General features: G+C 67.6%; 30 protein-coding genes. 15 read left to right on the top strand and 15 right to left on the bottom strand.

The window, feature by feature from the left end; all coding sequences use genetic code 11:
* Positions 1-18: 18 nt before the first annotated feature.
* Together B0E47_RS16460 and ftsY are read right to left on the bottom strand one after the other, a co-directional pair.
* On the bottom strand, positions 19-1,107 hold the full coding sequence (locus B0E47_RS16460; protein WP_077515319.1) for an AsmA family protein: 1,089 nt from the start codon (positions 1,105-1,107) through the stop codon (positions 19-21).
* Complete coding sequence (gene ftsY / locus B0E47_RS16455) at positions 1,100-2,230, bottom strand: signal recognition particle-docking protein FtsY (RefSeq protein WP_077515317.1); 1,131 nt, start codon at positions 2,228-2,230, stop codon at positions 1,100-1,102. The genes B0E47_RS16460 and ftsY overlap by 8 nt, the downstream gene beginning before the upstream one ends.
* Positions 2,231-2,304: 74 nt before the next feature.
* Here ftsY and rsmD point away from each other — a divergent pair, with 74 nt between their 5' ends.
* The 6 genes from rsmD (at position 2,305) to B0E47_RS16425 (ending at position 7,252) form a co-directional block, all read left to right on the top strand.
* Positions 2,305-2,886, top strand: a complete 582-nt coding sequence (rsmD, locus tag B0E47_RS16450) for a 16S rRNA (guanine(966)-N(2))-methyltransferase RsmD (protein ID WP_077515315.1) — start codon at positions 2,305-2,307, stop codon at positions 2,884-2,886.
* Positions 2,887-2,920: 34 nt separating this feature from the next.
* On the top strand, positions 2,921-3,472 hold the full coding sequence (gene coaD, locus B0E47_RS16445; RefSeq protein ID WP_254422970.1) for a pantetheine-phosphate adenylyltransferase: 552 nt from the start codon (positions 2,921-2,923) through the stop codon (positions 3,470-3,472).
* Positions 3,465-3,965, top strand: coding sequence for a hypothetical protein (locus tag B0E47_RS16440; protein WP_077515423.1), 501 nt, complete (start codon positions 3,465-3,467; stop codon positions 3,963-3,965). The genes coaD and B0E47_RS16440 overlap by 8 nt, the downstream gene beginning before the upstream one ends.
* 106 nt (positions 3,966-4,071) lie before the next feature.
* On the top strand, positions 4,072-4,332 hold the full coding sequence (locus tag B0E47_RS16435; RefSeq protein ID WP_077515314.1) for a YfhL family 4Fe-4S dicluster ferredoxin: 261 nt from the start codon (positions 4,072-4,074) through the stop codon (positions 4,330-4,332).
* Positions 4,329-6,059, top strand: a complete 1,731-nt coding sequence (gene ggt / locus B0E47_RS16430) for a gamma-glutamyltransferase (RefSeq protein ID WP_077515313.1) — start codon at positions 4,329-4,331, stop codon at positions 6,057-6,059. The genes B0E47_RS16435 and ggt overlap by 4 nt, the downstream gene beginning before the upstream one ends.
* Before the next feature lie 137 nt (positions 6,060-6,196).
* Positions 6,197-7,252 (top strand): TMEM43 family protein, encoded by a 1,056-nt coding sequence (locus B0E47_RS16425; RefSeq protein ID WP_077515312.1) that lies wholly within the window; start codon positions 6,197-6,199, stop codon positions 7,250-7,252.
* A 15-nt stretch (positions 7,253-7,267) separates the two neighbouring features.
* Here the strand turns inward: B0E47_RS16425 and B0E47_RS16420 are convergent, their stop codons facing one another.
* The 4 genes from B0E47_RS16420 to cdd all read right to left on the bottom strand — a co-directional run bounded on the left by B0E47_RS16420 (position 7,268) and on the right by cdd (position 10,028).
* Positions 7,268-7,846 (bottom strand): NUDIX hydrolase, encoded by a 579-nt coding sequence (locus B0E47_RS16420; RefSeq protein ID WP_077515311.1) that lies wholly within the window; start codon positions 7,844-7,846, stop codon positions 7,268-7,270.
* A 232-nt stretch (positions 7,847-8,078) separates the two neighbouring features.
* Positions 8,079-8,993 carry a 5'-3' exonuclease H3TH domain-containing protein gene (locus B0E47_RS16415; protein ID WP_077515310.1) on the bottom strand — a complete coding sequence of 305 codons (915 nt, stop codon included), beginning with the start codon at positions 8,991-8,993 and terminating at the stop codon, positions 8,079-8,081.
* Complete coding sequence (locus tag B0E47_RS16410) at positions 8,981-9,550, bottom strand: nitroreductase (protein WP_077515308.1); 570 nt, start codon at positions 9,548-9,550, stop codon at positions 8,981-8,983. The genes B0E47_RS16415 and B0E47_RS16410 overlap by 13 nt, the downstream gene beginning before the upstream one ends.
* Positions 9,551-9,611: 61 nt before the next feature.
* Positions 9,612-10,028: a cytidine deaminase gene (gene cdd / locus B0E47_RS16405; protein ID WP_077515307.1), complete on the bottom strand. Its 417-nt coding sequence runs from the start codon at positions 10,026-10,028 to the stop codon at positions 9,612-9,614.
* Positions 10,029-10,166: 138 nt separating this feature from the next.
* On the opposite strand from cdd, the gene B0E47_RS16400 reads away from it, so the two are divergent.
* A complete protein-coding gene (locus tag B0E47_RS16400; protein WP_077515306.1) occupies positions 10,167-11,267 on the top strand; it encodes an NAD(P) transhydrogenase subunit alpha in 1,101 nt (366 codons plus the stop codon).
* Between the two features lie 38 nt (positions 11,268-11,305).
* Here B0E47_RS16400 and B0E47_RS16395 read toward each other — a convergent pair whose 3' ends face one another.
* The 3 genes from B0E47_RS16395 to B0E47_RS16385 are packed head-to-tail and all read right to left on the bottom strand — an operon-like array spanning position 11,306 to position 12,846.
* Positions 11,306-11,836: a DUF3106 domain-containing protein gene (locus tag B0E47_RS16395; protein ID WP_077515305.1), complete on the bottom strand. Its 531-nt coding sequence runs from the start codon at positions 11,834-11,836 to the stop codon at positions 11,306-11,308.
* Between the two features lie 3 nt (positions 11,837-11,839).
* Positions 11,840-12,250, bottom strand: a complete 411-nt coding sequence (locus B0E47_RS16390; protein WP_077515304.1) for a hypothetical protein — start codon at positions 12,248-12,250, stop codon at positions 11,840-11,842.
* Positions 12,247-12,846 carry an RNA polymerase sigma factor gene (locus B0E47_RS16385; protein WP_077515421.1) on the bottom strand — a complete coding sequence of 200 codons (600 nt, stop codon included), beginning with the start codon at positions 12,844-12,846 and terminating at the stop codon, positions 12,247-12,249. The genes B0E47_RS16390 and B0E47_RS16385 overlap by 4 nt, the downstream gene beginning before the upstream one ends.
* 231 nt (positions 12,847-13,077) lie before the next feature.
* On the opposite strand from B0E47_RS16385, the gene B0E47_RS16380 reads away from it, so the two are divergent.
* Positions 13,078-13,413: an NAD(P) transhydrogenase subunit alpha gene (locus B0E47_RS16380; RefSeq protein WP_077515303.1), complete on the top strand. Its 336-nt coding sequence runs from the start codon at positions 13,078-13,080 to the stop codon at positions 13,411-13,413.
* Complete coding sequence (locus B0E47_RS16375; RefSeq protein ID WP_077515302.1) at positions 13,413-14,894, top strand: NAD(P)(+) transhydrogenase (Re/Si-specific) subunit beta; 1,482 nt, start codon at positions 13,413-13,415, stop codon at positions 14,892-14,894. Before B0E47_RS16380 ends, B0E47_RS16375 begins: the two co-directional genes overlap by 1 nt.
* A gap of 9 nt (positions 14,895-14,903) precedes the next feature.
* Here B0E47_RS16375 and B0E47_RS16370 read toward each other — a convergent pair whose 3' ends face one another.
* Positions 14,904-15,335, bottom strand: a complete 432-nt coding sequence (locus B0E47_RS16370) for a hypothetical protein (protein WP_077515420.1) — start codon at positions 15,333-15,335, stop codon at positions 14,904-14,906.
* Between the two features lie 214 nt (positions 15,336-15,549).
* On the opposite strand from B0E47_RS16370, the gene sufT reads away from it, so the two are divergent.
* A complete protein-coding gene (gene sufT, locus B0E47_RS16365) occupies positions 15,550-16,107 on the top strand; it encodes a putative Fe-S cluster assembly protein SufT (RefSeq protein WP_077515300.1) in 558 nt (185 codons plus the stop codon).
* Between the two features lie 99 nt (positions 16,108-16,206).
* On the opposite strand, the gene B0E47_RS16360 is transcribed toward sufT, so the two are convergent.
* Together B0E47_RS16360 and B0E47_RS16355 are read right to left on the bottom strand one after the other, a co-directional pair.
* Positions 16,207-16,698, bottom strand: a complete 492-nt coding sequence (locus B0E47_RS16360; RefSeq protein WP_077515419.1) for an asparaginase domain-containing protein — start codon at positions 16,696-16,698, stop codon at positions 16,207-16,209.
* 58 nt (positions 16,699-16,756) lie between these two features.
* The gene (locus tag B0E47_RS16355) at positions 16,757-18,397 is read right to left on the bottom strand and encodes an acyl-CoA dehydrogenase family protein (protein WP_077515299.1); all 1,641 of its coding nucleotides are present in this window, start codon (positions 18,395-18,397) and stop codon (positions 16,757-16,759) included.
* A 107-nt stretch (positions 18,398-18,504) separates the two neighbouring features.
* On the opposite strand from B0E47_RS16355, the gene B0E47_RS16350 reads away from it, so the two are divergent.
* Positions 18,505-18,960, top strand: a complete 456-nt coding sequence (locus tag B0E47_RS16350) for a GNAT family N-acetyltransferase (protein WP_077515297.1) — start codon at positions 18,505-18,507, stop codon at positions 18,958-18,960.
* A 5-nt stretch (positions 18,961-18,965) separates the two neighbouring features.
* Positions 18,966-19,646, top strand: a complete 681-nt coding sequence (locus tag B0E47_RS16345) for a GNAT family N-acetyltransferase (RefSeq protein ID WP_077515296.1) — start codon at positions 18,966-18,968, stop codon at positions 19,644-19,646.
* A 34-nt stretch (positions 19,647-19,680) separates the two neighbouring features.
* On the opposite strand, the gene B0E47_RS16340 is transcribed toward B0E47_RS16345, so the two are convergent.
* Positions 19,681-20,043, bottom strand: a complete 363-nt coding sequence (locus tag B0E47_RS16340; RefSeq protein ID WP_077515295.1) for a DUF2069 domain-containing protein — start codon at positions 20,041-20,043, stop codon at positions 19,681-19,683.
* A complete protein-coding gene (gene wrbA / locus B0E47_RS16335; protein WP_077515294.1) occupies positions 20,040-20,636 on the bottom strand; it encodes an NAD(P)H:quinone oxidoreductase in 597 nt (198 codons plus the stop codon). The genes B0E47_RS16340 and wrbA overlap by 4 nt, the downstream gene beginning before the upstream one ends.
* A gap of 100 nt (positions 20,637-20,736) precedes the next feature.
* On the opposite strand from wrbA, the gene B0E47_RS16330 reads away from it, so the two are divergent.
* From B0E47_RS16330 to B0E47_RS16320, 3 genes are read left to right on the top strand one after another with little or no spacing between them, the layout of a single operon-like run.
* Positions 20,737-22,002: a YihY family inner membrane protein gene (locus tag B0E47_RS16330; RefSeq protein WP_077515418.1), complete on the top strand. Its 1,266-nt coding sequence runs from the start codon at positions 20,737-20,739 to the stop codon at positions 22,000-22,002.
* A complete protein-coding gene (locus B0E47_RS16325; protein WP_077515293.1) occupies positions 21,999-22,472 on the top strand; it encodes a TlpA disulfide reductase family protein in 474 nt (157 codons plus the stop codon). The genes B0E47_RS16330 and B0E47_RS16325 overlap by 4 nt, the downstream gene beginning before the upstream one ends.
* Positions 22,472-22,738: an acylphosphatase gene (locus B0E47_RS16320; RefSeq protein WP_077515292.1), complete on the top strand. Its 267-nt coding sequence runs from the start codon at positions 22,472-22,474 to the stop codon at positions 22,736-22,738. The genes B0E47_RS16325 and B0E47_RS16320 overlap by 1 nt, the downstream gene beginning before the upstream one ends.
* Positions 22,739-22,771: 33 nt before the next feature.
* On the opposite strand, the gene prfA is transcribed toward B0E47_RS16320, so the two are convergent.
* On the bottom strand, positions 22,772-23,851 hold the full coding sequence (prfA, locus tag B0E47_RS16315) for a peptide chain release factor 1 (RefSeq protein WP_077515291.1): 1,080 nt from the start codon (positions 23,849-23,851) through the stop codon (positions 22,772-22,774).
* Between the last annotated feature and the right edge of the window lie 28 nt (positions 23,852-23,879).

Genomic DNA, 23,879 nt, shown 5'->3' with positions numbered 1-23,879 from the left:
TGCTCATGTGGCGCCAGCTTATTTGCCCGGCGCGGGGCTGGCGGCGGGCGCAGCGCTGGTGGCTGCCGCCGGCACGTCGTTGCCGGCCTGCACGGTGAGCCCCTCGATATGCACGTTGCCCGCGTCGATGGTGTCGAACTCGGCATGGCCACTGCCCGGCGGCGCCGTCAGTTGCGCAGCTTGCGGGTTGCCCAACTGGCTCCACCAGTGGGCGAGCGCCAGCGGCGGCAGGCGCAGGTCGGCGTGGTTGCCGGGGCCGTCCAGCTTCAGTGCCAGTAGCAAGGGGTTGTCCTGGTTGGCCGGGCTCAGCACCAGCGAGATGTCGTACTGGCCGCCATCGGCATGGTCGAGTTTGCCGGCGAGACTGGCGGTCGCGTCCGCGGCACCGTGCCAGTGCGCGCGACCGTTGAGTACGAGGGTCACCTTGCCGGCTTGCGCCAGGTGCAGGCTGATGTTGTCCAGTTGCAGGGTGTTGCCTTCGATGCGCGGTGTCGTGGACAGTCGCAGCTGCCAGGGATTGCCAGCGGTAGTGGCGGTCACGCTGAGTGGGAACGGCTGCCCGGAAACCAGGCGGCCGGCACGCAGCGAGAGGTTGTCCAGCAGGACTTCGTTGCCGCGCACCACGCTGCCATGGGTGATGTCGATGCCGGTGTCGATGCGCGGGATATTGGGTGGCGCGTTTTCCGCCTGTGCCGGCAGCGCGGCCATCCAGTCCTGCAGCGCATCCAGGTCGACCCGCGGCGAATCGATCTGCAGTTGCGAGATCACCGTGGGGCCGCCGAACAAGGTGTGCCACGGCAGGGCGAGGCGGCCGCGCGCGGCCAGCAGGATCGGCGCACTGGCGTCCTCGGCGCTGAGCGTGATGCCCTGCAGGTCTAGCGCCGGCCGCGGGAACAGGCTGGGGCTGGCGGGGCTGGCCAGGCGCAGATCCAGGCCGGCGGCACGTGCCTGGGTCTGCAGCATGGCGGTGAAGCGATCGGGCTGCAGCAGCAGGTAGACGGCGATCACCAGGGTAAGCGCCACGGCGGCGACGAGGCCGCCGAGCACCAGCGCGATCAGCCGCAGTCGACGCGACCCTGGCCGCCTTTGCTGGCCGGTTTCAGCCATGCCCGACGCTTTCCGGCAGCAGCCCGTCGACAAAGGCGCCGGCCTCGAACACGCGCAGGTCGGTCGCGGTTTCGCCCAATCCGACGAAGCGGATCGGCAGGCCGAACTCGCGCGCGAGCGCAAACACCACGCCGCCCTTGGCGGTGCCGTCGAGCTTGGTCACCACCAGGCCGGTGACGCCGACGATCTGGCGGAACTGGCGCACCTGGCTGATCGCGTTCTGGCCGGTGGTGCCGTCGATCACCATCAGCACTTCGTGCGGGGCGTCGGGGTCGAGCTTCTTCAGCACGCGGGCGATCTTGCCCAGCTCGTCCATCAGCCCGCCCTGGGTATGCAGCCGGCCGGCGGTGTCGGCGATCAGCACGTCGGTGCCGCGCGAGCGCGCCGCCTGCAGGGCGTCGAAGATCACGCTGGCGGCGTCCGCGTCCTGCCCCTGCGAGACCACCGGCACCTGGTTGCGCTCACCCCAGGTCTTGAGTTGCTCGACCGCGGCGGCGCGGAAGGTGTCGCCGGCGGCCAGCATCACGGCGTGACCCTCGTCGCGCCAGCGGCGAGCCAGCTTGCCGATGGTGGTGGTCTTGCCGACACCGTTGATGCCGACAACCAGGGTCACGAACGGCTTGCGGCCGTCGACCCGCAGTGATTGCTCGACCGGCACGAGCAGGTCGAGCAGCGCCTGGCGCAGGGCTGTCAGCAGTGCCGGGGCATCGGCGAACTCCCGCTTGTGCATGCGCTTGCGCAGGGCTTCGACCAGTTCGGTGCTGGCCTCGACGCCGACGTCGGCGGTGATCAGGACGGTTTCCAGCTCATCGAGCAGGTCGTCGTCCAGCCTGGGATGACGCACGAACAGCGAGCCGAGGCTGCGCGAGAACGCACTGCCGGACAGTCGTTCGCGCCAGCTGCGCTTGGGCGGTGCGGCAGCGGGCGCCTGCACAGGCGCCACGAAACGTTCGGTTTCCGGCCGGGTGTCGCTGGGTGTGGGAAGTTCTGCCAGCGCCTCGCGCAGTAGCGGAAGGTCATCTTCCGGCGCGCCGACGTCGGCCGGCGCTGCCGCCGCGACCGGCGTCGCTTCCTTGTCGGCGGCTTCCGCCTCGGCGGGTTTTTTCTTCCAGAACTTGAGCATGACGGAGGCGATTCAAAGACAATGGCCGGCATGCTAACACTCCAACCTGTACTGCCCGCTGAGGGCGCATCGGCATGAACGGCGGGCAAAAATCCGGTTCGGGCCGGATCCGTATCATCGGCGGCAACCTGCGCAATTCGCGCCTGCAGGTGCCCGAGCTGCCGGGCCTGCGCCCCACCCCCGAGCGGGTGCGCGAGACCCTGTTCAACTGGCTGGCGCCGATGATCGAGGGCGCGCGCTGCCTGGATCTGTGCGCCGGCACCGGCGCGCTCGGTATCGAGGCCTGCTCGCGCGGTGCGGCCCATGTGCAATTCGTCGAGCGCGATGCGCGCGCGGTGCAGGCCCTGCGCGAGAACCTGGCGCGGCTCAAGGTGGATGTCGGCCAGGTGGCGTTGCTGGATGCCAGCCAGTTCCTGCAGGGCACGGCGCAGCCATGCGACCTGGTATTCCTCGATCCGCCGTTCGCGCTGGACCTGTGGGCGGCGCTGGCGCTGCAGCTTGAGCGTGGTGGGTGGCTGCTGCCGAAGGCGTTGATCTACGTGGAATCGCCCGGCCACGGCGTGCCGGATCTGCCCGCCCATTGGCAGTTGCATCGCGAGGCCCGTGCCGGCGAGGTCCGTTTTGCGCTCTATCGGCGTGCGCTTCCGTTAAGCTAGGGTCAATTCAGCTTCCGTCGACCCTTGTCTCTCCGTGAAGAAATCCTTGGGCAACCCGCGCCTGGCCATCTACCCGGGCACGTTCGATCCGATCACCAACGGCCATACGGACCTGGTGGCACGCGCGGCGCCGCTGTTCGATCGGGTGATCGTGGCGGTGGCGGACAGTTCCAGCAAGGGGCCCAATTTCAGCATCGGCGAGCGGATCGCGCTGGGGCGACTGGCGCTGGCCGACCTGCCCAACGTGGAGGTGCGCGGCTTCGACTGCCTGCTGGCCACCTTCATCCAGCAGGTCGGCGCCGGCGTGATCATCCGCGGGCTGCGCGCCGTGTCGGATTTCGAATACGAATTCCAGCTGGCCAGCATGAACCGGCATCTCATTCCGCAGGCCGAGACCTTGTTCCTGACGCCTGCCGAAGAATACAGTTTCATTTCGTCGTCGCTGGTGCGCGAGATCGGACGCCTGGGCGGGGACATCTCCGGCTTCGTGCATCCGGCCGTGCAGCAGGCCATGCGCCAGCGCTGGCAGAAGACGCTCCACCATTCCAACCAGCAACACGAAGCCAAAGGTGATGACCATGCGTAAATACATTCTCATTGCGGTTGTCGCGCTGAGCACTTGCCTGGGCCTTAGCGCCTGCAACAAGAAAGGCGACGACCAGCAGGCCCAGGAGCAGGTGCAGAAGGCACCCAAGCCCACCAGCATGACCGACAGCAAGGGCTGGGGTGCCTACCTCAGCCAGCTTGTGCAGGACAACCTGCAGGGCATGAAGGCACCCCAGCCGTATGCCTACATGGTGACGCCGGGCAGCACCGACGACGAGAAGGCCCAGAACGCCCGACAGTTGCAGGGCGTGCAGGACACCGTCGCCCGCGGTGTGTTGCCGGGCAACCTGCTGGCGTTCGGCGGTCCCAGCTCCACCTCGACCGGCGACTTCGTGGTCGACGCCTTCAAGAGTGCCAATCCCGGTTCGTTCAAGGACGTGATCGTGGTGTTCATCGGCGACAAGGCCGACGAGCAGCGGGTCCAGGATGCCCTGAAGCCGACTGGCGCAACGTTCCGCTTCGTCGAAATGTGATGAAGCAGGAGTGAGAAACGAGGAGTGAGGATTTGAGAGAGGGCGCGTGTTCGCCATGGTTTTCTCTCGTTTCTCACTCCTCTTCTCTCACTCCTGCCTTGCCGTCATGGCCCTGAAAATCCTCGATACCTGCGTCAATTGCGACGTCTGCGAACCGGCGTGCCCGAACCACGCCATCACGCTGGGCGAGGAGTTCTACGTGATCGACCCGGCGCTGTGCACGGAGTGCGTGGGCCACCACGACGAGCCGCAGTGCGTGGTCGTGTGCCCGGTGGAATGCATCATCGTCGACCCTGATCACGTCGAGTCGGCCGGGCAGCTTGAGTTGAAGTATCGCCATCTGATGGGCAAGGAAACCACCGCATGAATTTTCCACTCGACTGGCGTGCGTTGTCGCTGGGCCTGTTGATGACCGGAGCCGGAGCATTCGCACCTGTCGCTGCGGCGAAGCCGCCGGTGGTCACCGGTGTGCAGGCTGCGCCGACCCAGCAGCGACCGGGGCATGCCGCGATCGCCAGCGCCAATTTCCTGGCCACGCGCGCGGGGCTTGAGGTTTTGCGCAAGGGTGGCAATGCGTTCGATGCGGCGATCGCGGTGGCTTCCACCTTGTCGGTGGTCGAGCCGGAGAGTTCCGGCATCGGCGGCGGCTTCATGGCCGTGCTGCACCGGGCGAAGGATGGCCGCAATGTGTTCATCGACGCGCGCGAGACGGCGCCGGCGGCGGTCGATGCGAAGGCTTACCTCGATCCGGACGGCAGCCCGAACCGCGACACCGCGCTGAACGGACCGTTGTCGGCCGGCATTCCGGGCGAACCGGCCGGGCTGGTGCTGATCGCGAAGCGTTACGGGCGCCTGTCGCTGCAGCAATCGCTGGCGCCGGCAATCCGCATCGCCCGCGACGGTTTCAAGCCGGATCCGCGCCTGCATGACTCGATTGCCGAGGAACAGAAGGTGCTGCAGCGCTGGCCGGCATCGGCGGCGAAGTACCTGGTGAACGGGCAGCCACCGCTGCCGGGCGCGAGCTGGCGCGATCCGGACCAGGCACGCACGCTGGAGCTGATCGCACAACATGGCGATGACGGTTTCTATCGCGGCGAGACCGCGCACAAGCTGGTCGATGCGGTACGCGCCGCCGGCGGCAACTGGACGCTTGCCGACCTGACCGGTTACCAGGCGAAGGAGCGCACCCCGATCAGCGTCGACTACCGCGGCTACAAGATCATCACCGCGCCACCGCCCTCGTCCGGCGGAGTGGCGATCGCTGAAATCCTCAACATCCTTTCCGGTTACAACCTGTCCGGGATGGACAAGGTACAGCGCGTGCACTATGTCGTCGAGGCGATGCGCCGCGCGTTCCGCGACCACAACGATTATCTGGGCGATCCGGATTTCGTGAAGATGCCGCTGGACATGCTGTTGTCGCCGTATTACGCCGATGGCCTGCGCCAGAGCATCCTGTCCGATCGCGCCACGCCGTCGTCGATGCTGCCGCGCGCCGAGCCGGCCGATGCGGGCATGCACACCACGCACTTCTCGATCATCGACGCCGACGGCAACATGGCCGCGGTGACCCTCACCGTGAACACCATCCTGGGTTCGAAGTTCGTCGCCGCCGGCACCGGCGTGCTGCTCAACAACGAGATGGACGATTTCGCGCTGGTACCGAACAAGCCGAACGCCTATGGCCTGCTCGGCAGCAAGGCGAATGCGCCGGCGGGCGGCAAGCGGATGCTGTCGTCGATGTCGCCGAGCATCGTGATCGGACCCGAGCGCACCATGGTGATCGGCTCGCCGGGTGGCTCCACCATCATCACCCAGGTGCTCGAAGGCATCCTGCATTTCATCGACGGCGAGAATGCGCAGCAGATCGCGGCACATCCGCGCTTCCACCATCAGTATTTGCCCGACGTGGTGATGGTCGAGCCGGGCGCGTTCGACCCGGCCACCAGCGCTGCGCTGGAGAAGATGGGCTACACGCTGAAGCAACGCGAGCCCTGGGGCTTCATGAACGTGGTCACCTGGGATCGCAGGAGCAACCGGCTCGACGCCGCCAGCGACCCGCGCCGTCCGTCCGGTCTGGGCGAAGTCCGGTAAGGTCCGGATATGGAACGAGGATCGCTCCCGGCAATTCGTGGCGGCATGGCGGTGGCGCGACCCCGGGCCGCGCGGGCGCCGACGAGGCCGCCAGCGATGCGTGACTTTCTGTCGTCATCGATGACGAGGGTCGCCTGATGGATCTGCGCAGGGGCATGTCCTGGCGTTTGCTGGTGCTGAACATCGTCGGCGCCCTGCTGGTGCTTGCCGGCATCGGGCTGGGAGCGCTCAATGCCAGCAGCCTGATCAGCTATCGCAACGCGGCCAGGCTGCACGGCGGCGAGGTGATTGAGCTGGGCATCGATGCGCAGCCGCAGGCCGGCCAGCATGGCTTCATGGCGCGGCTGGTCGGCACGCCCAAGGTGGTCGAGGCTCCGCATGATGAGCAGTTCAACCAGAGCGCGAACACGCCGGTGCTGCTGCGCCAGGTGGAGATGTTCCAGTGGCGCGAGATCAGCTTCGGCGGCAGCGTGCACTACGAACAGGACTGGGTCGACCACCCGGTGGACTCCAGCCATTTCAAGGATCCCGCCGGGCACACCAACCCGGGCAGCTTTCCGATCAGCGGCAAGCAGTTCGATGCCGGGCTGGTGCAGATGGGTGGCTTCAAGCTGGAGCCGATGCTCGTGCATGCCTTGCCCGGTTCGCAGATCGTCAAACCGGATGCGGCCACGCTGCCGGAAAATCTCGCCGCCAGTTTCAGCCGCTACCAGGATTATCTGGTCACCAGTGCGCGTCCGGACGCCCCGCGCCTTGGCGACCTGCGCGTGAGCTGGGACGCCGTACCCCTGCAGCAGCTGACCATCGTGGGACGCCTGGATGGTGCCCGGCTGGGGGCGGCGACGGACGCCGCCGACGGCAAGGGCTACCAGGTGCAGATCGGCGACGTGCCGCTGCTGGACCTGTTTCCCGACCTGCCGGTGCCGCCGGAGTTCGTGATGACCTGGCGGATCGTCTCGGTGCTGCTGGCGGCGCTGGGCGCGCTGGTACTGCTCTCGGCCCAGCGCCGCCGGAACGATCCGCTGCTGGCCCTGGGCCTGGGCGCGATCGGCGTCGGCAGCGTTGCCAGCATCATCTGGCTGGGTGGCGCGAATGCCCAGGCACTGGGCGGCTGGCTGGTGGTGGCCCTGGTCGGCGCGGTGCTGTCGATCTGGTGCCTGCGACGGCGCTCCGGTACGGGTGGTCGTTACTGATCTGCGACCATCCGGTCAGGCCCGCATCTGGCCAGGGCCGGCGTGTTCGATGAACCACAGCCCCGCAAACAGTTTGGGATCGATCGAATAGCCCGCGGCGGCGCGTGCGAACAGCCACGCGCCGGCGTCGCGGCGCGGTACCTCGTGCACCACGATATTCTCGGTTTCGTCGCCGCCGCCGGGGCCGACCTTGTGCAGATCCCAGGCGCGCACGAAGGTGATCATCTCGGTACTCATGCCCGAGGATGACGGCCCGCGGTGAACGAACTCCACCCGCTCGCAGCGATAGCCCGTCTCTTCCTCCAGCTCGCGCTGCGCCGCCAGCAGCGCGCTTTCGTCCGGCTGGTCGGCCAGGTCGCCGACCAGTCCGGCCGGCATCTCGATGGTGTTCTGCAGGATCGACACGCGGTACTGCTCGACGAACAGCACATTGTCCGCCGGCGTCACCGCCAGGATGATCACGGCGCCGCCCGGGTTGTTGCGCTCGGCGAACTCCCAGCGGCCACGCTTGCGCAGGCTGAGCCAACGGCCTTCGCACAGGGTTTCCACCGGCGCACCGGCATCGGCGGGAATGCGGTTGGCGGAATCGTTCATCGGTGTTCGCAAGTCGAGAAGGCAGTTGCCCATGTTGACCCGTACGGCTTGGCGGGACAACCGCGGGCCAAGGAGCCTGTCGGACTTTGGTTGGCCGGTCTGCGAATCCGCCTGTGCGGTCCATATCCCCGCCGATTCTTGGCCCATAGAACCACTATGGGCCGGCGAACCGTCAGGAATCTGTCCCCGCACAGTCGAATTCTCGCCTCGACCACCAAAGCCCGACAGGCTCCTAGCGCAACAGGGCGTGCAGGCGGCTACGGGTGAACGCGCCGAAGCGCAGCTGCTCGCACAGGGAATCGAGTTGATCGACCTGCCGATACTGGCGTTCGAGCATGTCGGCGCGACTGGCGCCGGGTGCATCCAGCGCGATCCGCGTCAGCCGGCGACACATGCGCGCCTGCCCGGCGTGCTCGCGCAACTTCGCCGCGCAGCTGGCGGCGCCGCGCAGGCGCAGGAAAGCCACTTCGTCGATGCGTTCGAGCAGGGCATCCAGGCTGCCGAAATGGCCGAGCAGGGCCGCGGCGGTCTTCGCACCAATGCCGGGTACGCCGGGGATGTTGTCGACCGAGTCGCCGCACAGGGCGAGGTAGTCGGCAACCTGGTGCGGATGCACGCCAAGTTTCTCGAACACGCCGGACGGGCCCCAGCGCAGGTTGCGGGCATAGTCCCATTGCTCGTCGTGCTCGCCCAGCAACTGGCCGAAGTCCTTGTCGGCCGACACGATCACGCTGCGCCAGCCCTCGGCGCGAAGGTTCCACACCGTGCTGCCGATCAGGTCGTCGGCCTCGTAGCTGTGGTCGATCATCAGGTGCACGCCAAGCGCCTCGGTAACCGCGCGGCATTGCACGAACTGTCGTTCCAGATCGGGTGGCGGCAGTTCGCGGTTGGCCTTGTAGGCAGGGTAGATGGCGTTGCGGAACGAGCTGGTCAGCGACGCGTCGAACGCCACCGCGATGTGCTCGGGCCGGGCGCGCTCGAGCAGTTCGCACAGGAACCGGGTATAGCCGTGCACTGCGTTGGCCGGGTGGCCTTCGGCGTCGAGGAACTCATCCGGCATCGAATGCCAGGCGCGGAACACATACAGGCTGCCGTCGACCAGATGGACGGCTGGAAGTCCGTTTGCCGGCGTGCTTACGGTGCCCATGTGCTGATCACGTCGGCCAGCGCCGGACGATCGCGGTCCGGCACCTCGATCTGCGGCGTGCCGAGGTGGACGAAGCCGACCACGTGCTCGTTGTCGGTCAGGCCGAGGATGCCCGCGACCTCGCGGTCGTAGGCGGCCCAGCCGGTCAGCCATTGCGCGCCGTAGCCCAGCGCATAGGCACCCAGCAGGATGTTGTAGGCGACGTTGCCGGCACACAGCTTCTGCTCGATCTCCGGCACCTTGCTGTCGGCCTGCAGGGCGACAATCACGGCGATCACCAGCGGCGCGAAGGTGTAGCGCAGGCGCTCCTTCTCCAGCTTGGCGTCGGAAAGATCCGGGTTGTTGCGGATGGCGATGGTGGCGAGCCGCTCGCCGAACGCCAGCTTCGCCGTGCCCTGCAGGCGGATCAGCCGGAACGGCACCAGCTTGCCGTGGTCGGGCACGCGGATTGCCGCTTCCAGCAGTGTCTGCAGCGTCGCCTCGTCCGGTGCTGGCTCGCCGAGCTGGCGCGAAGGGACGGAATGGCGTTGCTGGAGCAGGGACAGATCAGCGGGCATGGATCGATGCTTTCGATGGAGGAACGCCCATGCTAGCCGGCGGCCCGGCCGGGCGCGAACATCATGCCGACAGCGGCAGCTTGAACGAGCCCGGCAGCAGGGCAGCGGCGCTGGTTGTCTGCCTGTCGCCATGAAGATTGGCCAGCAGCACCGGCATGGCGTCGTCGCACAGCTCGGCCATCACCTGGCGGCAGGCACCGCAGGGGCTGACTGGCTGCGGCGTGTCGGCGATCACCGCCAGCGCGACGAAATCGCCGGCGCGGCAGCCCGCGGCGATCGCGCTGAACAGGGCGGTGCGCTCGGCGCAGTTGCACAGGCCGTAGGCCGCGTTCTCCACGTTGCAACCGCCGAATCGACGCCCGTCGCGGGTGAGTACGGCGGCGCCGACATGAAAGTGGGAATAGGGTGCGTACGCCTGCTCGCGCGCCTGGCGCGCCAGATCCAGCAGGTCGTCCAGTGCAGCAGTGCTTGCGGGCATCGTGATCTCCGGCGATGACCCCGACTCGACTTCCAGGACGGGCCGGCGGGCCAGCTTACTCTCACGGACCGGGCCGGATCAAAGCCGGTGCGGCCAACTGCCGCTAAGATGTCCGAACCACTCCAAAGGGATCGCACCATGCCTGTGACCATTGCCGCCTTGCGCGAGACCGCCGCCGGGGAGCGGCGCGTGGCGATTACGCCGGAGATGGCGAAGAAGCTGCGTGGCAAGGGCCTGCGTGTGCTGCTGGAGCACGATGCCGGGCGCTCCGCCGGCTTTCCCGACGGCAGCTATGCCGAAGCGGAGTTCGCCGATGCTGCCGGTGTGCTGGCGCAGGCGGATCTGCTGGCTTGCGTATTGCCACCGCAGGACACGGTGTTCGCCGGCTTGCGCGAGGGCAGCGTGGTGGTCGGCCAGTTGCGCCCCTACGGTGCCGCCGAGCGCGTCGCTGCATTGACCACGCGCAAACTGACCGCGTTCTCGCTCGAACTGCTGCCGCGCACCACCCGTGCCCAGGCGATGGATGTGCTGAGTTCGCAGGCAGCGGTGGCCGGCTATCGCGCCATGCTGATCGCGGCCGAGGCATCGCCGAAGTTCTTTCCGATGCTGACCACCGCCGCCGGCACGATCCGGCCGTCGAAGGTGCTGGTGATCGGTGCCGGCGTGGCCGGCCTGCAGGCAATCGCCACCGCACGCCGGCTCGGCGCGCAGATCGAAGGCTACGACGTGCGCCCGGAAACCCGCGAGCAGGTCGAGTCGCTGGGCGCGAAATTCCTCGAGCTCGGGGTCAGCGCTGCGGGCAGCGGCGGGTATGCGCGCGAGCTCTCTGCCGAGGAACGCGCCGCCCAGCAGCAGGCGCTGGCAAATCACCTGAAATCGTTCGACGTGGTGGTGGGCACGGCCGCGGTGCCGGGCCGACCGGCGCCGAAGATTCTCACCACGGCGATGGTCGAGGGCATGAAGCCGGGCGCGCTGATCGTGGACCTGGCCGCCGAGAGCGGCGGCAATTGTGAGCTGACCCGGCCCGGCGAGCGGGTCGAGCACGGCGGCGTGGTGATTCTCGGCCCGCTCAACCTGCCGGCCGGCGCGCCGCTGCACGCCTCGGAGATGTATGCGCGCAATGTGTACAACTTCGTAGAGCTGCTGGTGCACGACGGCGAACTGAAGCCGGATTTCGGCGATGACCTGGTGGCGAAGAGCTGCCTGACGCATGCCGGAGAGCTGCGTTTCCAAGGCTGAGTCGGGGGACGGAAAGTCCGGTGAGGTTGCTGCGGGTCTCACCGATGCGGCGGTGGATGCCCCGCTGCTTCCCCGCCGCGGCTCTGCTGCCGGATCCACTGCCGGCGCTGCGCGGGTGGCAGTTCGCGCCACTGTTGCATCAGCCGCTCGCGCTGGGCGGGTGGCAGCTGCTGGAAGCGCTCGAAGCTGTTGTGCAGGCGCTCGCGCTGCGCGGGCGACAGTTCGCGGAACTTGCGCTCGTTGGCGCGCGCATCCTGGCGTTGTTCCGGCGTCATCTGCTGCCAGCGGGCGATGCGCTCGCGGATCTTTTCGCGCCTGCCTGGAGGCAGGGTGACCCAGCGCTGGGCTTTCTGCAGCATGTTCGCCTGCCTGCGCGGAGGCAGTTGGTCCCACTGCTTCTGCAGCGGCGCCAGTACCTCGCGCTGCGCGGAGTCGAGGCTCGCCCAGGGATGCGCTGCCGGCATCTCGCCAGGGGTGGCCGGCGCGGTCTGTGCGTGCAACGGCGTCATCGCGCCCACGAACAGGACGGCGGACAGCAGGGCGGCAACCAGGTGCGGATGCTTGCGCATGGCTCAGTGGGTGGCCGGTTGGCGGTCGTTGGCCGCAAGCCAGGCGTAGAAATCGAGGTTCTGATACAGCGCCGGGTCGGCCTGCTCGGCATCCGGTGGCAGTTCGTTGTCCGCCTGCGGGGTGGCGCTGGCGGTCTGGTGGGCCTGCATCGCCGCAGATGTGCGCGGCAGCGGTTGCCACACCATCAACGCGGCCAGCGCGATGGCGGCGAAGGCGCCGGTGGGAATCAGCCAGCGCGTGACGTGCCGCGCGGGGGCCCGTGCCGCCTGCAATGCCTCGCGCCGGGCAGCGCGCAGGCGTTCGGCCGTTGCCGGATCGACCTGTCGGGCGGCCTCGCGCCACAGCTCGCGGGCGCGCTGTTCGAAGGGTTTCTGCTGCCGCTTGTCGGCTTGGTCTTGGTCGGACGATTTCATCGCCAGTCCTCCAGTTGGTCGCGCAGCTGATGCATGGCACGCGACAGATGGGTTTTCACGCTGCCCTCGGCGCAGCCCATGGCGCGCGCGGTTTCGGCGACATCCAGGCCTTCCAGCATGCGCAGGATGAAGGCCTCGCGCTGGCGCGTCGGCAACTTCCGCACCGCCGCGGCCATGTCCGCGTACGACTCCACGTCATGCAGGCGCCCGAGCGGGTCCTGGCCCGGATCGGCCGGTTCCCACGCGGGCAGCTCGTCGCCGTCGTCGTCGCGGCCGCCACCGAGCCAGCCGACCACGATCGAGCGCACTTTGCGCCGACGCTGCAGGTCCACGATGCGCCGGCGCAGGATGCCCCAGAACAGCGGTGCCCACTCGATGGCGGGCTTGTCGCGGTAGTGTCGCACCAGCCGCAGCATGGCGTCCTGCACGGCATCCATGGCGTCCTCGCGCTGGCGCAGTTGCAGTTCGGCCATGCGGAATGCACGCCGCTCGACCTGGGCCAGGAACGCATCCAGCGTGGCGGGAGTTTCGCGGGTATCGCCGAACCCGCCCCGGGTCGGGATGTCCGTGTCGAGCGCACCTGCCAGCGTGCTCACGGCCGCCGCTCCGGCACCGTCGCTTGACTCATCCTCGGGCTCCATCGGTGGATCTATGGCGTTCAACGTGGCAGGCCGCCAGGGGTTGACCCTGAGTGGCCGGAACGTCGTGTACCGACTTCCCTCACGCAGCCCGCCTGGCGCACGGCACGCGAATTCGCGCGGAAGCCTCGACGATCGTCGGGGTTCCCGTATGATGCGGGTTCGGATGCATCCTCGCGGGGTAGGGTCATGATCGACGGGTTCCTGGCACTGTACATCTTCATGTTGGCTGCCTTTACCGGCTATGAAATCATCGCGCGGGTGCCGGTGATCCTGCACACGCCGCTGATGTCCGGCTCCAACTTCGTGCACGGCATTGTGCTGGTGGGGGCCATGATTGCGCTAGGCCATGCCCAGACCACGTTCCAGATCGTCATCGGTTTCATCGGCGTGCTGCTGGGCGCGGGCAACGCGGCCGGCGGTTATGTAGTGACCGAGCGGATGCTGGAGATGTTCAAATCCAGCAAGCCCGGTGCCGACCGGCCCGAATCAGGCCGGCTTGATTCAAGCAAGGGAGCCAAGTGATGAGCTGGCTGCCGACCGTGATCAAGGCGTGCTATTTCCTCGCCGCACTGCTGTTCATTCTGGGCCTGAAACGCATGAGTTCGCCGCGCACCGCGCGCGGCGGCATCGTCTGGGCCGGCTACGGCATGCTGGTGGCGGTACTGGCCACGTTCTTCCTGCCGGACATGCACAACCGGGAGCTGATCATTGCCGCGGTGGTGATCGGCGTGGCAGCGGCCTGGTGGACCGGCAAGCGGGTGGCGATGACCGCGATGCCGCAGATGGTGGCGCTGTACAACGGCATGGGCGGCGGCGCAGCCGCGGCGATCGGTGCGGTGGAATTGATCGGTTACGTGCGCAGCTTCGCCCTGCTGCATCCGGCCGGGGTACCGGACACCTCGCCGCTGCGCCCGGAGAGCTGGGCGATCAACGCGGCCTCGCGCATCCCCGAGGGCCTGACCCTGCTATCCCCGGTCGAGCTGACGCTGGGCGTGCTCGGCGCGTTGATCGGCGCGGTGAGTTTTTCCGGTTCGTTGATTGCGTTTGCCAAGTTGCAGGGCTGGCTGGACAAGCGCTTCGTGTTCCCGGGCCAGCGTGCGGTGAACCTGTTGCTGCTGGCGGCGGCGGTCGTCGCCGGGGTGCTGATTGCCTCGGGCCACGCCAGTGCGGGGCTGCTCGTGGCGTTCTTCGCTCTGGCGCTGCTGTTCGGCCTGATGATGACGCTGCCGATCGGCGGCGCCGACATGCCGGTGGTGATCTCGCTGTACAACGCGTTCACCGGCCTGGCGGTGTCGTTCGAGGGCTTTGTGCTGGGCAACGAGGCGATGATCATTGCCGGCATGGTGGTCGGCGCGGCCGGTACCTTGCTCACCCAGTTGATGGCCAAGGCGATGAACCGCTCGATCGGCAACGTGCTGTTCGGCAGCTTCGGTGCGACCGGTGGCGAGGCGCAGGCGATCGAGGGCGCGCAGAAACCGGTCGACGCCGCCGACGCGGCGGTGATGATGGCTTACGCCGAACGCGTCGTGATCGTGCCCGGTTACGGCCTCGCGGTGGCGCAGGCCCAGCACAAGGTGTGGGAGTTCGCGCAACTCTTGATGAAGCGTGGCGTGAAGGTGAAATTCGCGATCCATCCGGTGGCCGGCCGCATGCCGGGTCACATGAACGTGCTGCTGGCCGAAGCCGGCGTGCCGTACGACCTGATCGCCGACATGGACGACATCAACCCGGAGTTCGCCACCACCGACGTGGCGCTGGTGATCGGCGCCAACGACGTGGTCAACCCGGTGGCCAAGACCGACCCGGCTTCGCCGATCTACGGCATGCCGATCCTCGACGTGGTGGATGCGAAGCAGGTGATCGTGATCAAGCGTGGCAAGGGCACCGGTTTCGCCGGCATCGAGAACGCGCTGTTCTACGCCGACAACACCCGCATGCTGTACGGCGACGGTCAGGCCGCGGTGGGCGCGCTGGTGAACGAAGTGAAGGCGGTCGACGGCTGAGGTCGCGTTTCAGCGCAGCTGGCGGCGCCGGCCGCGCGCCAGCCACGCGGCCAGCAGCATCGCCAGCACGGTCCAGATGAGGTCCGACGGCGTCAGTGCCATCCGGGCCAGTTGCCACAACATGCCGATGCCCGCGGTGCGCAGCGCGTCGACGATGCCCAGGCCCATGTTGCCGGCAATCCTCACGCCGGCGATCAGCATGTTCACGTAGATCGCGGCCAGCCCGGTGGCTCCGGCGGCCAGCAGCATGGCGCCGACGCCGGCGCGATGCACGGCGCCGCGGATCGTCCAGGCCAGCAAGGCGCCGATCGGCACGGCCAGCCAGGGCAGCGGATGGCGCATGTACAGGGCCAGCACCATCCACACCGCGCCCGCGGCGAGCCCCAGCATGAGCGCGCTGAACATGGCGAACAGGAACAGCAGGACGCTGCGCACGCTCATCGGCGGCGCCATGGCGCAAGGGAGAAGTGCATCGGCTCGTCCATCGGCAAAGCGGCCATCATAACGTGCCTCGGCGAGTTGGCCGGAACGGGCGGGACTTGAGTTCGATGCGATCGGCCTGATCTGGAGCAGGTGCCCGCGCGCCGCGGGCGGCATAATAGGCGACTTGGGCAGGCCGCGTGGTCGCGTCCGCCGATACGGGATTGACCTTGGCATGAGTGGTTTCAGTCTGAGCAGCGAACCTTTCACCCTGGTGCGCGATTGCAGCGCCGTGATGGTGCCGCAGGGCGACGTGGTGACTCTGCCTGCCGGGCAGATCGGCTACATCACCCAGGCGCTGGGCGGCAGTTTCACCGTTTACGTGGAAGGCAATCTGTTCCGCGTCGCCGGGGACGACGCCGACGCGCTGGGCAAGGAGCGCCCTGCACCGATCGAGGTTCCCGCGAACGCCACCGATGCCGACGTGGAAAAACTGGCGTGGGACCAGTTGCGCACCGTGTTCGACCCGGAGATCCCGGTCAACGTGGTCGAGCTGGGCCTGGTCTACGACCTCAGCCTGGAGCACTCCGAGTCGGGCGAACGCAAGGTCTACGTCAAGCTCACCCTGACTGCGCCCGGCTGCGGCATGGGCGACATTCTGGTCGATGACGCGCGTACCAAGCTGGAGATGATTCCCACCGTGACCGAGGCCGACGTGGACCTGGTGTTCGACCCGCCGTGGAGCCACTCGATGATGTCCGACGCGGCCAAGCTCGAAACCGGGATGCTGTGAATTTCAGAAGTGAGTGAAGCGGAGCGAGAAACGAGAGAAAGCAGGGCGGCACCGGGTTTTCTCCATTCACTCACTTCTCCCCTTCGCTCCTTTGCTCTTTCAGCCCCTCACTTCCTCGAAGCGATTGGCATCGCGGTTCTTGCGCACTTTTGCCGGGTCCCACACGCGGCCGTTCATGGTGATGTAGACCCCATCGGGCAGCGTCTGCACCGCGGCCACCGCGCAGCCGATGTTGAACACCGCGTCCGAGCCCTGGAAGCGCGCGGGGTTCAAGGCGCCGGTCAGCACGATGACCTTGCCCTTGATGCTGGCCAGCTCGCGCGCGGTCTCGACCATGGTGTCAGTGCCGTGGGTGACCAGCACGTGGCGATGCGGCTGCGCCTCGATCGTGGAGCGCACCAGGGCGCGGTCCTCCTCGCCCATGTGCAGGCTGTCCTTGCGCAGGATCGGGATCACGTTGAAGTCGAAGGCGACGCCGAGATGGCCGAGGATCTCGCCGATCTGCGGCGCACCGATCTTGTAATCCGACTTGTCGTCGAAGTAGATCTTGTCGATGGTGCCGCCGGTGGTGACGATGGTCAGATGCTGCATGTCGGTGGCCATGGATGGAGTTGCATCATTTTAGCCCGCGTGGAGGCCGGGCGGGTTGTCAGCCCAGCAGGATCGCCGTGTTGCCGGTGTCCGGCGCGACCAGCCGGTCCAGGCCGCGGCCGACGAAACGCTGCAGTGCGGCGGCGGGGCGTCGATCGCCGCGACGCGTCGACCACGCGGCCTGTCGCGCCAGCAGGGCTGCCGCGGCGCAGCGCGCGAGGGTGAAGGCGAAACCGCGCGCGCCCGCTTCGAGCCGGTCGCGCTCGCCGCCATGCTGATCGAGCCATCGCGCCGCGGCGTCCAGTGTCTGCCTGACCGCGCTGCCCGCATGCATGTCGTCGTTGCCTTCGAGCCAGCGGATGCTGGCGCCGCGCAGTGCACCCAGGCTGTCGCCGGCCAGCGCGCGCAGGCTGTCCAGCGACAGCACGTTGGTGGTGCCTTCCCAGATCGCATACACCTGTGCATCGCGCAGCAGCTGCGGCAGCCCGGTGTCCTCGATGTAGCCGGCGCCGCCGAAACATTCCAGCGCTTCCGAGCAGATCTTCACCGCCAGCTTGCCGGTCCACAACTTGGCCAGCGGAGTGAGCAGGCGCAGCACGGATGCTTCCTCCGGCGAAGCCTCGCCCTGCTCGACGCGGCCAAGCAGGTACGCCACTTCGAAGGCCAGCGCGAACGCTGCCTCGAACTGTGCCTGCATGTCGGCCAGCGTCTGCGCATGCAAGGGCTGCTCGATCAACGGATGGCCAAACGCCTGCCGCCGCGTGGCGAAATCGCGTGCCAGGCTGATCGCGCGCGCCATGCTGGCCACCGCGCAGATCGCGTTCCAGCTGCGGGTGACGTTGAGCATCGGCGCTACCTGGCGCACACCGTGGGCCAGTTCGCCCAGCGGCCAGGCGGGCAGGCCGTCGAGATGGATTTCGGCGGTGGGCAGTTCCTGCGTGCCAAGCTTGTCCTTGAGCCGGTCGATGACCAGCTCCGGCTTGCGCCGATCGCCGTCCATCGTCTCGACATAGAACAGCGCCAATGCGCCGGTACCGTTGCCGGCGCCTTCCGGTCGCGCCAGCGCCAGTGCGGCCTCGCCGACCACGGCCGAGCTGAACCACTTGCGGCCATGCAGTCGCCATTGGCCGTCGGCATCCTGGCGGGCCGTGGTTTCGGTGTGGCCCACGTCGGAGCCGCCGGTGGTCTCGGTCATCCACTGGCCGCTGAGCCAGAAGGTGGCCGGATCACGGCTGAGGAAATGCGGCAGCACCCGCCCGATCAGCTCGGCGTTGCCGGACGCCTTGATCGCGGTGGCGGCACCGTCGGTCATCGCCAGCGGACAGGTGTAGAACTCGCTGGCCAGGTGGTACAGGTAGACGCGGGCGAACTCTTCCAGCCGCGCATGCGGGTGGCCGGCGTGACCGGCGGCGAGTACCGCGTGGCGGGTAGTGATGTGCGGGCCTTCCTGCCACGCGGTGGTCAGTTCGATGCGGTCGACCCGTTGACCCCATGCATCCCATTGCGTCAGTACCGGCTTGCGCCGCGTGCTGGTGCCGGCGCGTCGCCAGGCCATCACCGCGTAATCGCCCAGTGCGTCGAGGTCGGCGTCCAGCGCCGCGCGCCGCGCCGCGGGCAAGGCGCGATCGAGCAGACTCAGCAACTGCCGGTCGCTGCGGTATGGATGGGCGAGCTGCGGGGCTTCCTGCAGAAAGGCCATGGCATCCTCGGCAAGACGAAGCGAAGGGTTTGAGTATAGGCGCAGCGCCGGGTCGTGGCCTCGCGGGGGCGCCGGCTGCGGACGGAGCTGGGATATCATGCGCATGCATGGACATTCGCCCCGACGATCTCACCGATTCCACTGTCATCGACCTGCTGCGCGAGCACCTGCGGGACGTGGCGCAGCACTCGCCGCCGGAAAGCATCCACGCGCTGGACGTGGAGGCGCTGCACCAGCCGGGAATCAGCTTCTGGGCGGCGTGGCAGGACGGCGAGTTGCTGGGCTGCGGTGCGCTGAAGCAGCTCGACGCACAGCATGCGGAGATCAAGTCGATGCGCACCGCTTCGCGCCATCGGCGCAAGGGTGTGGCGGCGGCGCTGCTGCGACACATCCTCGACGAGGCACGGCGGCGCGGCTATCGGCGACTCAGCCTGGAAACCGGGTCGGCGGCAGCGTTCGCGCCCGCGCATCGGCTGTATACCAGCTTCGGCTTCGCCCCGTGCGGGCCGTTTGCGGACTACCTCGCCGATCCGTACAGCGTGTTCATGAGTCGCGCGCTGTAGCGCCGGTGGGATCGTCCATCCTCGACAATGTCTTCTGGCATGCGCTGAGTGGGCCGCAGGCGCGCTTCGCCGTCGGCACGGGCAGGGCGCGCCGGTATGCGCCGGGTTTCTCGCCGATCCTCGGTTTTGCCGATCAGGTGCAGCCGGATTTCGATGCGCTGCGACCGTACTGCGCATCCGGCGAGTCGTTCTATACCGATGGTTGGGCAGGGCCAGCGCCGGCCGGCTGGTGCATCGAGCTCGAATCGACCATGTTCAAGATGCTGTGGGCGGGCGAGCTGCCGCCGTGCGATCCGGCCCCGGACGCCGTGCCGCTGGAGCCGGCGCATGCGGAACAGGCGATGGCGCTGGCCGCGCTCACCCGTCCCGGCCCGTTTGGTCCACGCACGATCGAACTGGGCGACTACTTTGGCCTGCTCGATGGCACGTGTCTGCTCGCGATGGCCGGCGAGCGCGCATTCGCCGGCAACCTGCGCGAGGTCAGCGGCATCTGTACCGATCCGCAGGCGCAAGGTCGTGGACTGGCGCGCCGGCTCACCGCCAAGCTGATCCGGCGCCAGCTGCTGCGTGGCGAGACCCCGTTCCTGCATGTGATGCGCAGCAACGAGGGTGCCCGTGCGCTGTATCGGCGGATGGGCTTCGTCGACCAGCGCGAATCGGTGGTGCGGGTGATCCGGTCGAGTTGAAGCGTCGCGCGCTGCGTCCGCTGACGCGTGGATCTCAGTGCGGCGTGGCGCGGCGCCTGACGCCCGCGCCAAGCATGGCGATCAGGCCCACGGTCAACACGATTTCCGCCCACGCCAGCACGCGTTCGCCGGGTGCACTCCAGGCTTCAGCGACTCCGTGGCAGAAATAGAACAGGCTGAGGATGCCGACCCACAGCAGGGCGCGGCGGATGTTGCGGATGGCGAACAGGGGCAGCAGCAGTGGCGCCACGGTGAAGGCGAGCACCAGCCATCGCGGCAGCTCTTGCGGCGAAAACAGCCAGCCGTGCCAGAGCAGTTGCAGCAACAGCAGCAATGCCCAGGCGAGCAGGCCGATGCGGTAGACCGGCAGCGTCGGCGTGCGCGTTGCGCTGCTCATGCCTTGTCCGCCAGCCGGCGTGCGACGTCGGCAAGACGACGGCCGAGCGCGCGGGCCAGCTCGCGTTCGTGTTCGCTGATCGGGTTGTCGCCCTTGGCGCCGGCGACGTGGCTGGCGCCATACGGCGTGCCACCGCTCTGGGTGGCGGTCAGTGCCGGCTCGGTATACGGCACGCCGAGCAGCAGCATGCCGTGATGCAGCAGTGGCAGTGCCATTGTCAGCAAGGTGGATTCCTGGCCGCCGTGCATGGTGCTGGTCGAGGTGAACAGCGCGGCAGGTTTGCCGACCAGCGCGCCGCTGGCCCATTCGGCGCCGGTGGAATCGAGAAAGTATTTCAGCGGCGCCGCCATGTTGCCGAAGCGGGTGGGGCTGCCCATGGCCAGTCCGACACAATCGAGCAGATCCTGTTTCTGCACGTACGGTGCGCCGTCCTCGGGTTCGGGCGGCTGGGCCACTTCGGTCACCGGTGCCACCGGGGGCACCTGGCGCAGGCGCGCGCGCATGCCGGGCACTTCCTCGATGCCGCGGGCGATCAGGCGCGCCAGTTGGGCGGTGTGGCCGCTGCGGCTGTAGTACAGAACGAGGATGTCCATGCATTTGGGGCATTCAGTGGCGATGCGCTAGTGTAACGAGTGATGCCGCCGATGTTGCCGTCGCGCCCATGGCAGAACGGCAATCCACGAAGGGATGTTCATGGCCTTGCGTTACGACCGCGACCGCACCTCGAGCTTCAGCCGCTTCCTGTGGCAGCGCTTCGTCGACGACAAGTGCTTCGAGACGGCCGGCGCGTTGTCCTACACCACCCTGGTGTCGCTGGTGCCGCTGATGGTGGCGGCGCTGGCGATGTTCTCCGTGTTTCCGATGTTCGCGGAGGCACGCGATACCTTGCTCAATTTCGTGTTCCGCAGTTTCGTGCCCGCGGCCGGCCATCACGTGCAGGAGGCGTTGCAGGACTTCGCCAAGAATGCCAGCGGGCTGACCGGCATCAGCATCCTGGTGATGCTGTTCAGCGCGATCTCGATGATGGTCAGCATCGAGGACCGGATGAACCGGATCTGGCGCGTGCAGCGGCCGCGCGGCTGGGTTTCGCGCCTGCTGCTGTACTGGGCCGCGTTGACGCTGGGGCCGATCCTGGTGGTCGGTGGACTCGCGGTGAGTTCCTACATCACCGCGCTGCCATTGCTGCAGGGTACGGCGGTGCAGCTCGGACTCGGCGGGCGTCTGTTGCGCGCGCTGCCGTTCGGCGTCACCTTCGTCACCTTGTGGCTGCTGTATGTGGTGGTGCCAAACCGGCACGTGTCGAAGCGTGACGCCACGATCGGCGCACTGCTCGGCGCGGTGCTGTTCGAGTTCGCGCGCTGGGGCTTTCGCTGGTTCGTGCACAGCGCACATACCTACCAGCAGATTTATGGCGCCCTGGCGGCGCTGCCGATCTTCCTGCTGTGGATCTACCTGTCGTGGATCATCGTGATCCTCGGTGCGTCGATCGCCGCGTCGATTTCCTCCTACGAGTACCAGCCGTCGGATAAAACCCTGCCGGAAGGCGCGGAGTTCCTCGGCCTGATGGTGGTGTTGCGGCATTTCGTCGAGGCGCAGCGTGCGGGCGCGTGCGTGGACCCGGTGGCGGTGCGCATGCACGAGCCCTATCTGCCCAGCGGCCTGATCGCCGCCTATGTCGATGACCTGCACCGTGCCGAATTGATCAGACCAGGCGAGAGCGGTGGCTGGCTGCTCTGTCGCAGTCTCGACAGCACCGACCTGCTGCGGATCTATGCCCATACCGGTTATCGTCTGCCGCTCAAGCCCGCCGAGGAAGTAGCACAGCTGGGCCTCGACCTGCCGGCCGAACTGATCACCTTGCTCACCAAGGTCGCCGCAGCACTGGATACGCAACTGGGTACGCGACTGCACCGGGCGTTTCCGGCGCCGGCAACCACCGAATCTGAGGAACCTGCATGACTCTCTTCAAACCGTTCGCTGCGCTGGCTTTCGCGCTGGTGCTTGCCGTGCCTGTACAGGCGGCGATGCCGGCGCAGCCGACACTCAAGGTCACCACGCTGGACGGCAAGACGTTTGACCTCGCCGCGCAGCGCGGGCATTGGGTGATCGTCAACTACTGGGCGACCTGGTGCGTGCCGTGCATCAAGGAGATGCCGGATATCTCGCACTTCGTCGCCACCCACAAGAACGTCCGCGCGATCGGGCTGGCTTACGACGACACGGCGCCAGCGGATATCAGGGCCTTCCTGGCCAAACATCCCGTGGTCTATCCGGTTGCCCAGGTGCCCCTGGACAAGCCGCTGAAGGATTTCGACGAGCCACGCGGTCTGCCCACCACGTACCTGATCGGGCCGGACGGCAAGGTGGTGCAACACCAGGTGGGCCCGGTGACTGCAGCCTTGCTCGCACAATGGATCGGCGGTGGCTGATGCCGACGGCGCGCTTCATCGTCAGCGGTCGCGTGCAGGGCGTGTTCTTTCGCGCCAGTGCCCGCGAACAGGCGCTGGCGCTGGGGCTGGCCGGCCATGCGAAGAATCTCGATGATGGCCGCGTGGACGTGCTGGCCAGTGGCAGCGGCGAGGCACTGGGCGTGCTGGAGCAGTGGCTCTGGCAGGGACCGCCGGCGGCGAAGGTGGAGCAGGTGTTCCGCGAGAACCTGGCCGAGCAGGATCTGTTCGGCTTCATCACCGGCTGAATCTCGACGCGTGCCAGCTGACAGGTGCGCGACTCAGGCGCTGCCCAGTGCCTGCAACTGGTCGGCCTGGTGTTCGCGCGTCAGGCTGTCGATCAGCTCGCGCAGGTCGCCTTGCATGGTCTCGGGCAGGCGATACAGGGTGAGGTTGATGCGGTGGTCGGTGATCCGCCCCTGCGGGTAGTTGTAGGTGCGGATGCGTTGACTGCGATCGCCGGAACCCACCTGCAGGCGGCGTGATTCGGCCTGGGCGGCGGCCTGTTTGCCCTGCGCCTCGTCGAGCAGGCGCGCCTTCAGCAGGCTCATCGCGCGGGCGCGGTTCTTGTGCTGGCTGCGTTCCTCCTGGCACTCCACCACGGTGCCGGTGGGCAGGTGGGTGATGCGGATCGCCGAGTCGGTCTTGTTGACGTGCTGGCCGCCCGCGCCGGAGGCACGAAAGGTGTCGACCTTGAGGTCGGCGGGGTTGATCTCGATCTCGTCGATCTCGTCGAGTTCCGGCAGGATCGCTACCGTCGCGGCCGAGGTGTGGATGCGCCCCTGCGACTCGGTTTCCGGCACGCGCTGCACGCGGTGCGTGCCGGATTCGAACTTCAGCTGCGAATAGGCGCCCTTGCCTTCGATGCGCGCCACGATCTCCTTGTAGCCGCCGTGCTCGCCGGCGTGCTCGCTGAGCACCTCGACGTGCCAGCGGCGGCTTTCCGCGTAGCGCAGGTACATGCGGAACAGGTCACCGGCGAAGATCGCCGCCTCGTCGCCGCCGGTGCCGGCGCGCACTTCGAGATACAGGTTGGCCTCGTCGCGCGGGTCCTTCGGCAGCAGCAGGAGCTGCAGCTCCCCGTCGAGATCGAACAGACGCTGTTCCAGCCGCGCCACGTCGTCGACGGCCATCTCGCGCAGTTCGGCATCCTCCAGCATGGCGTGCGATTCGGCGAGTTCGCGCTCCGCCTGCTCGTGCTCGCGCAGCGAGGCCGCGATCGGTTCGAGCTGGGCATATTCCTGCGACAGCGCGCGAAAGCGGCTGTTGTCGGCCAGCACCTCGGGTTGCGACAGCAGCAGGCCGATTTCCTGATGGCGTTCGGCGAGGGCTTCGAGCTTGCGGCGGATCGATGGCGTCATGAAGGAGGCGTTTGCTTCTGTGTAGGAG

The sequence above is a fragment of the Rhodanobacter sp. B05 genome (assembly GCF_002001085.1).
Taxonomy (GTDB): domain Bacteria; phylum Pseudomonadota; class Gammaproteobacteria; order Xanthomonadales; family Rhodanobacteraceae; genus Rhodanobacter.
Note: the sequence above shows the minus strand (reverse complement) of the source record. Positions and strands in the feature narration are given on the sequence as shown.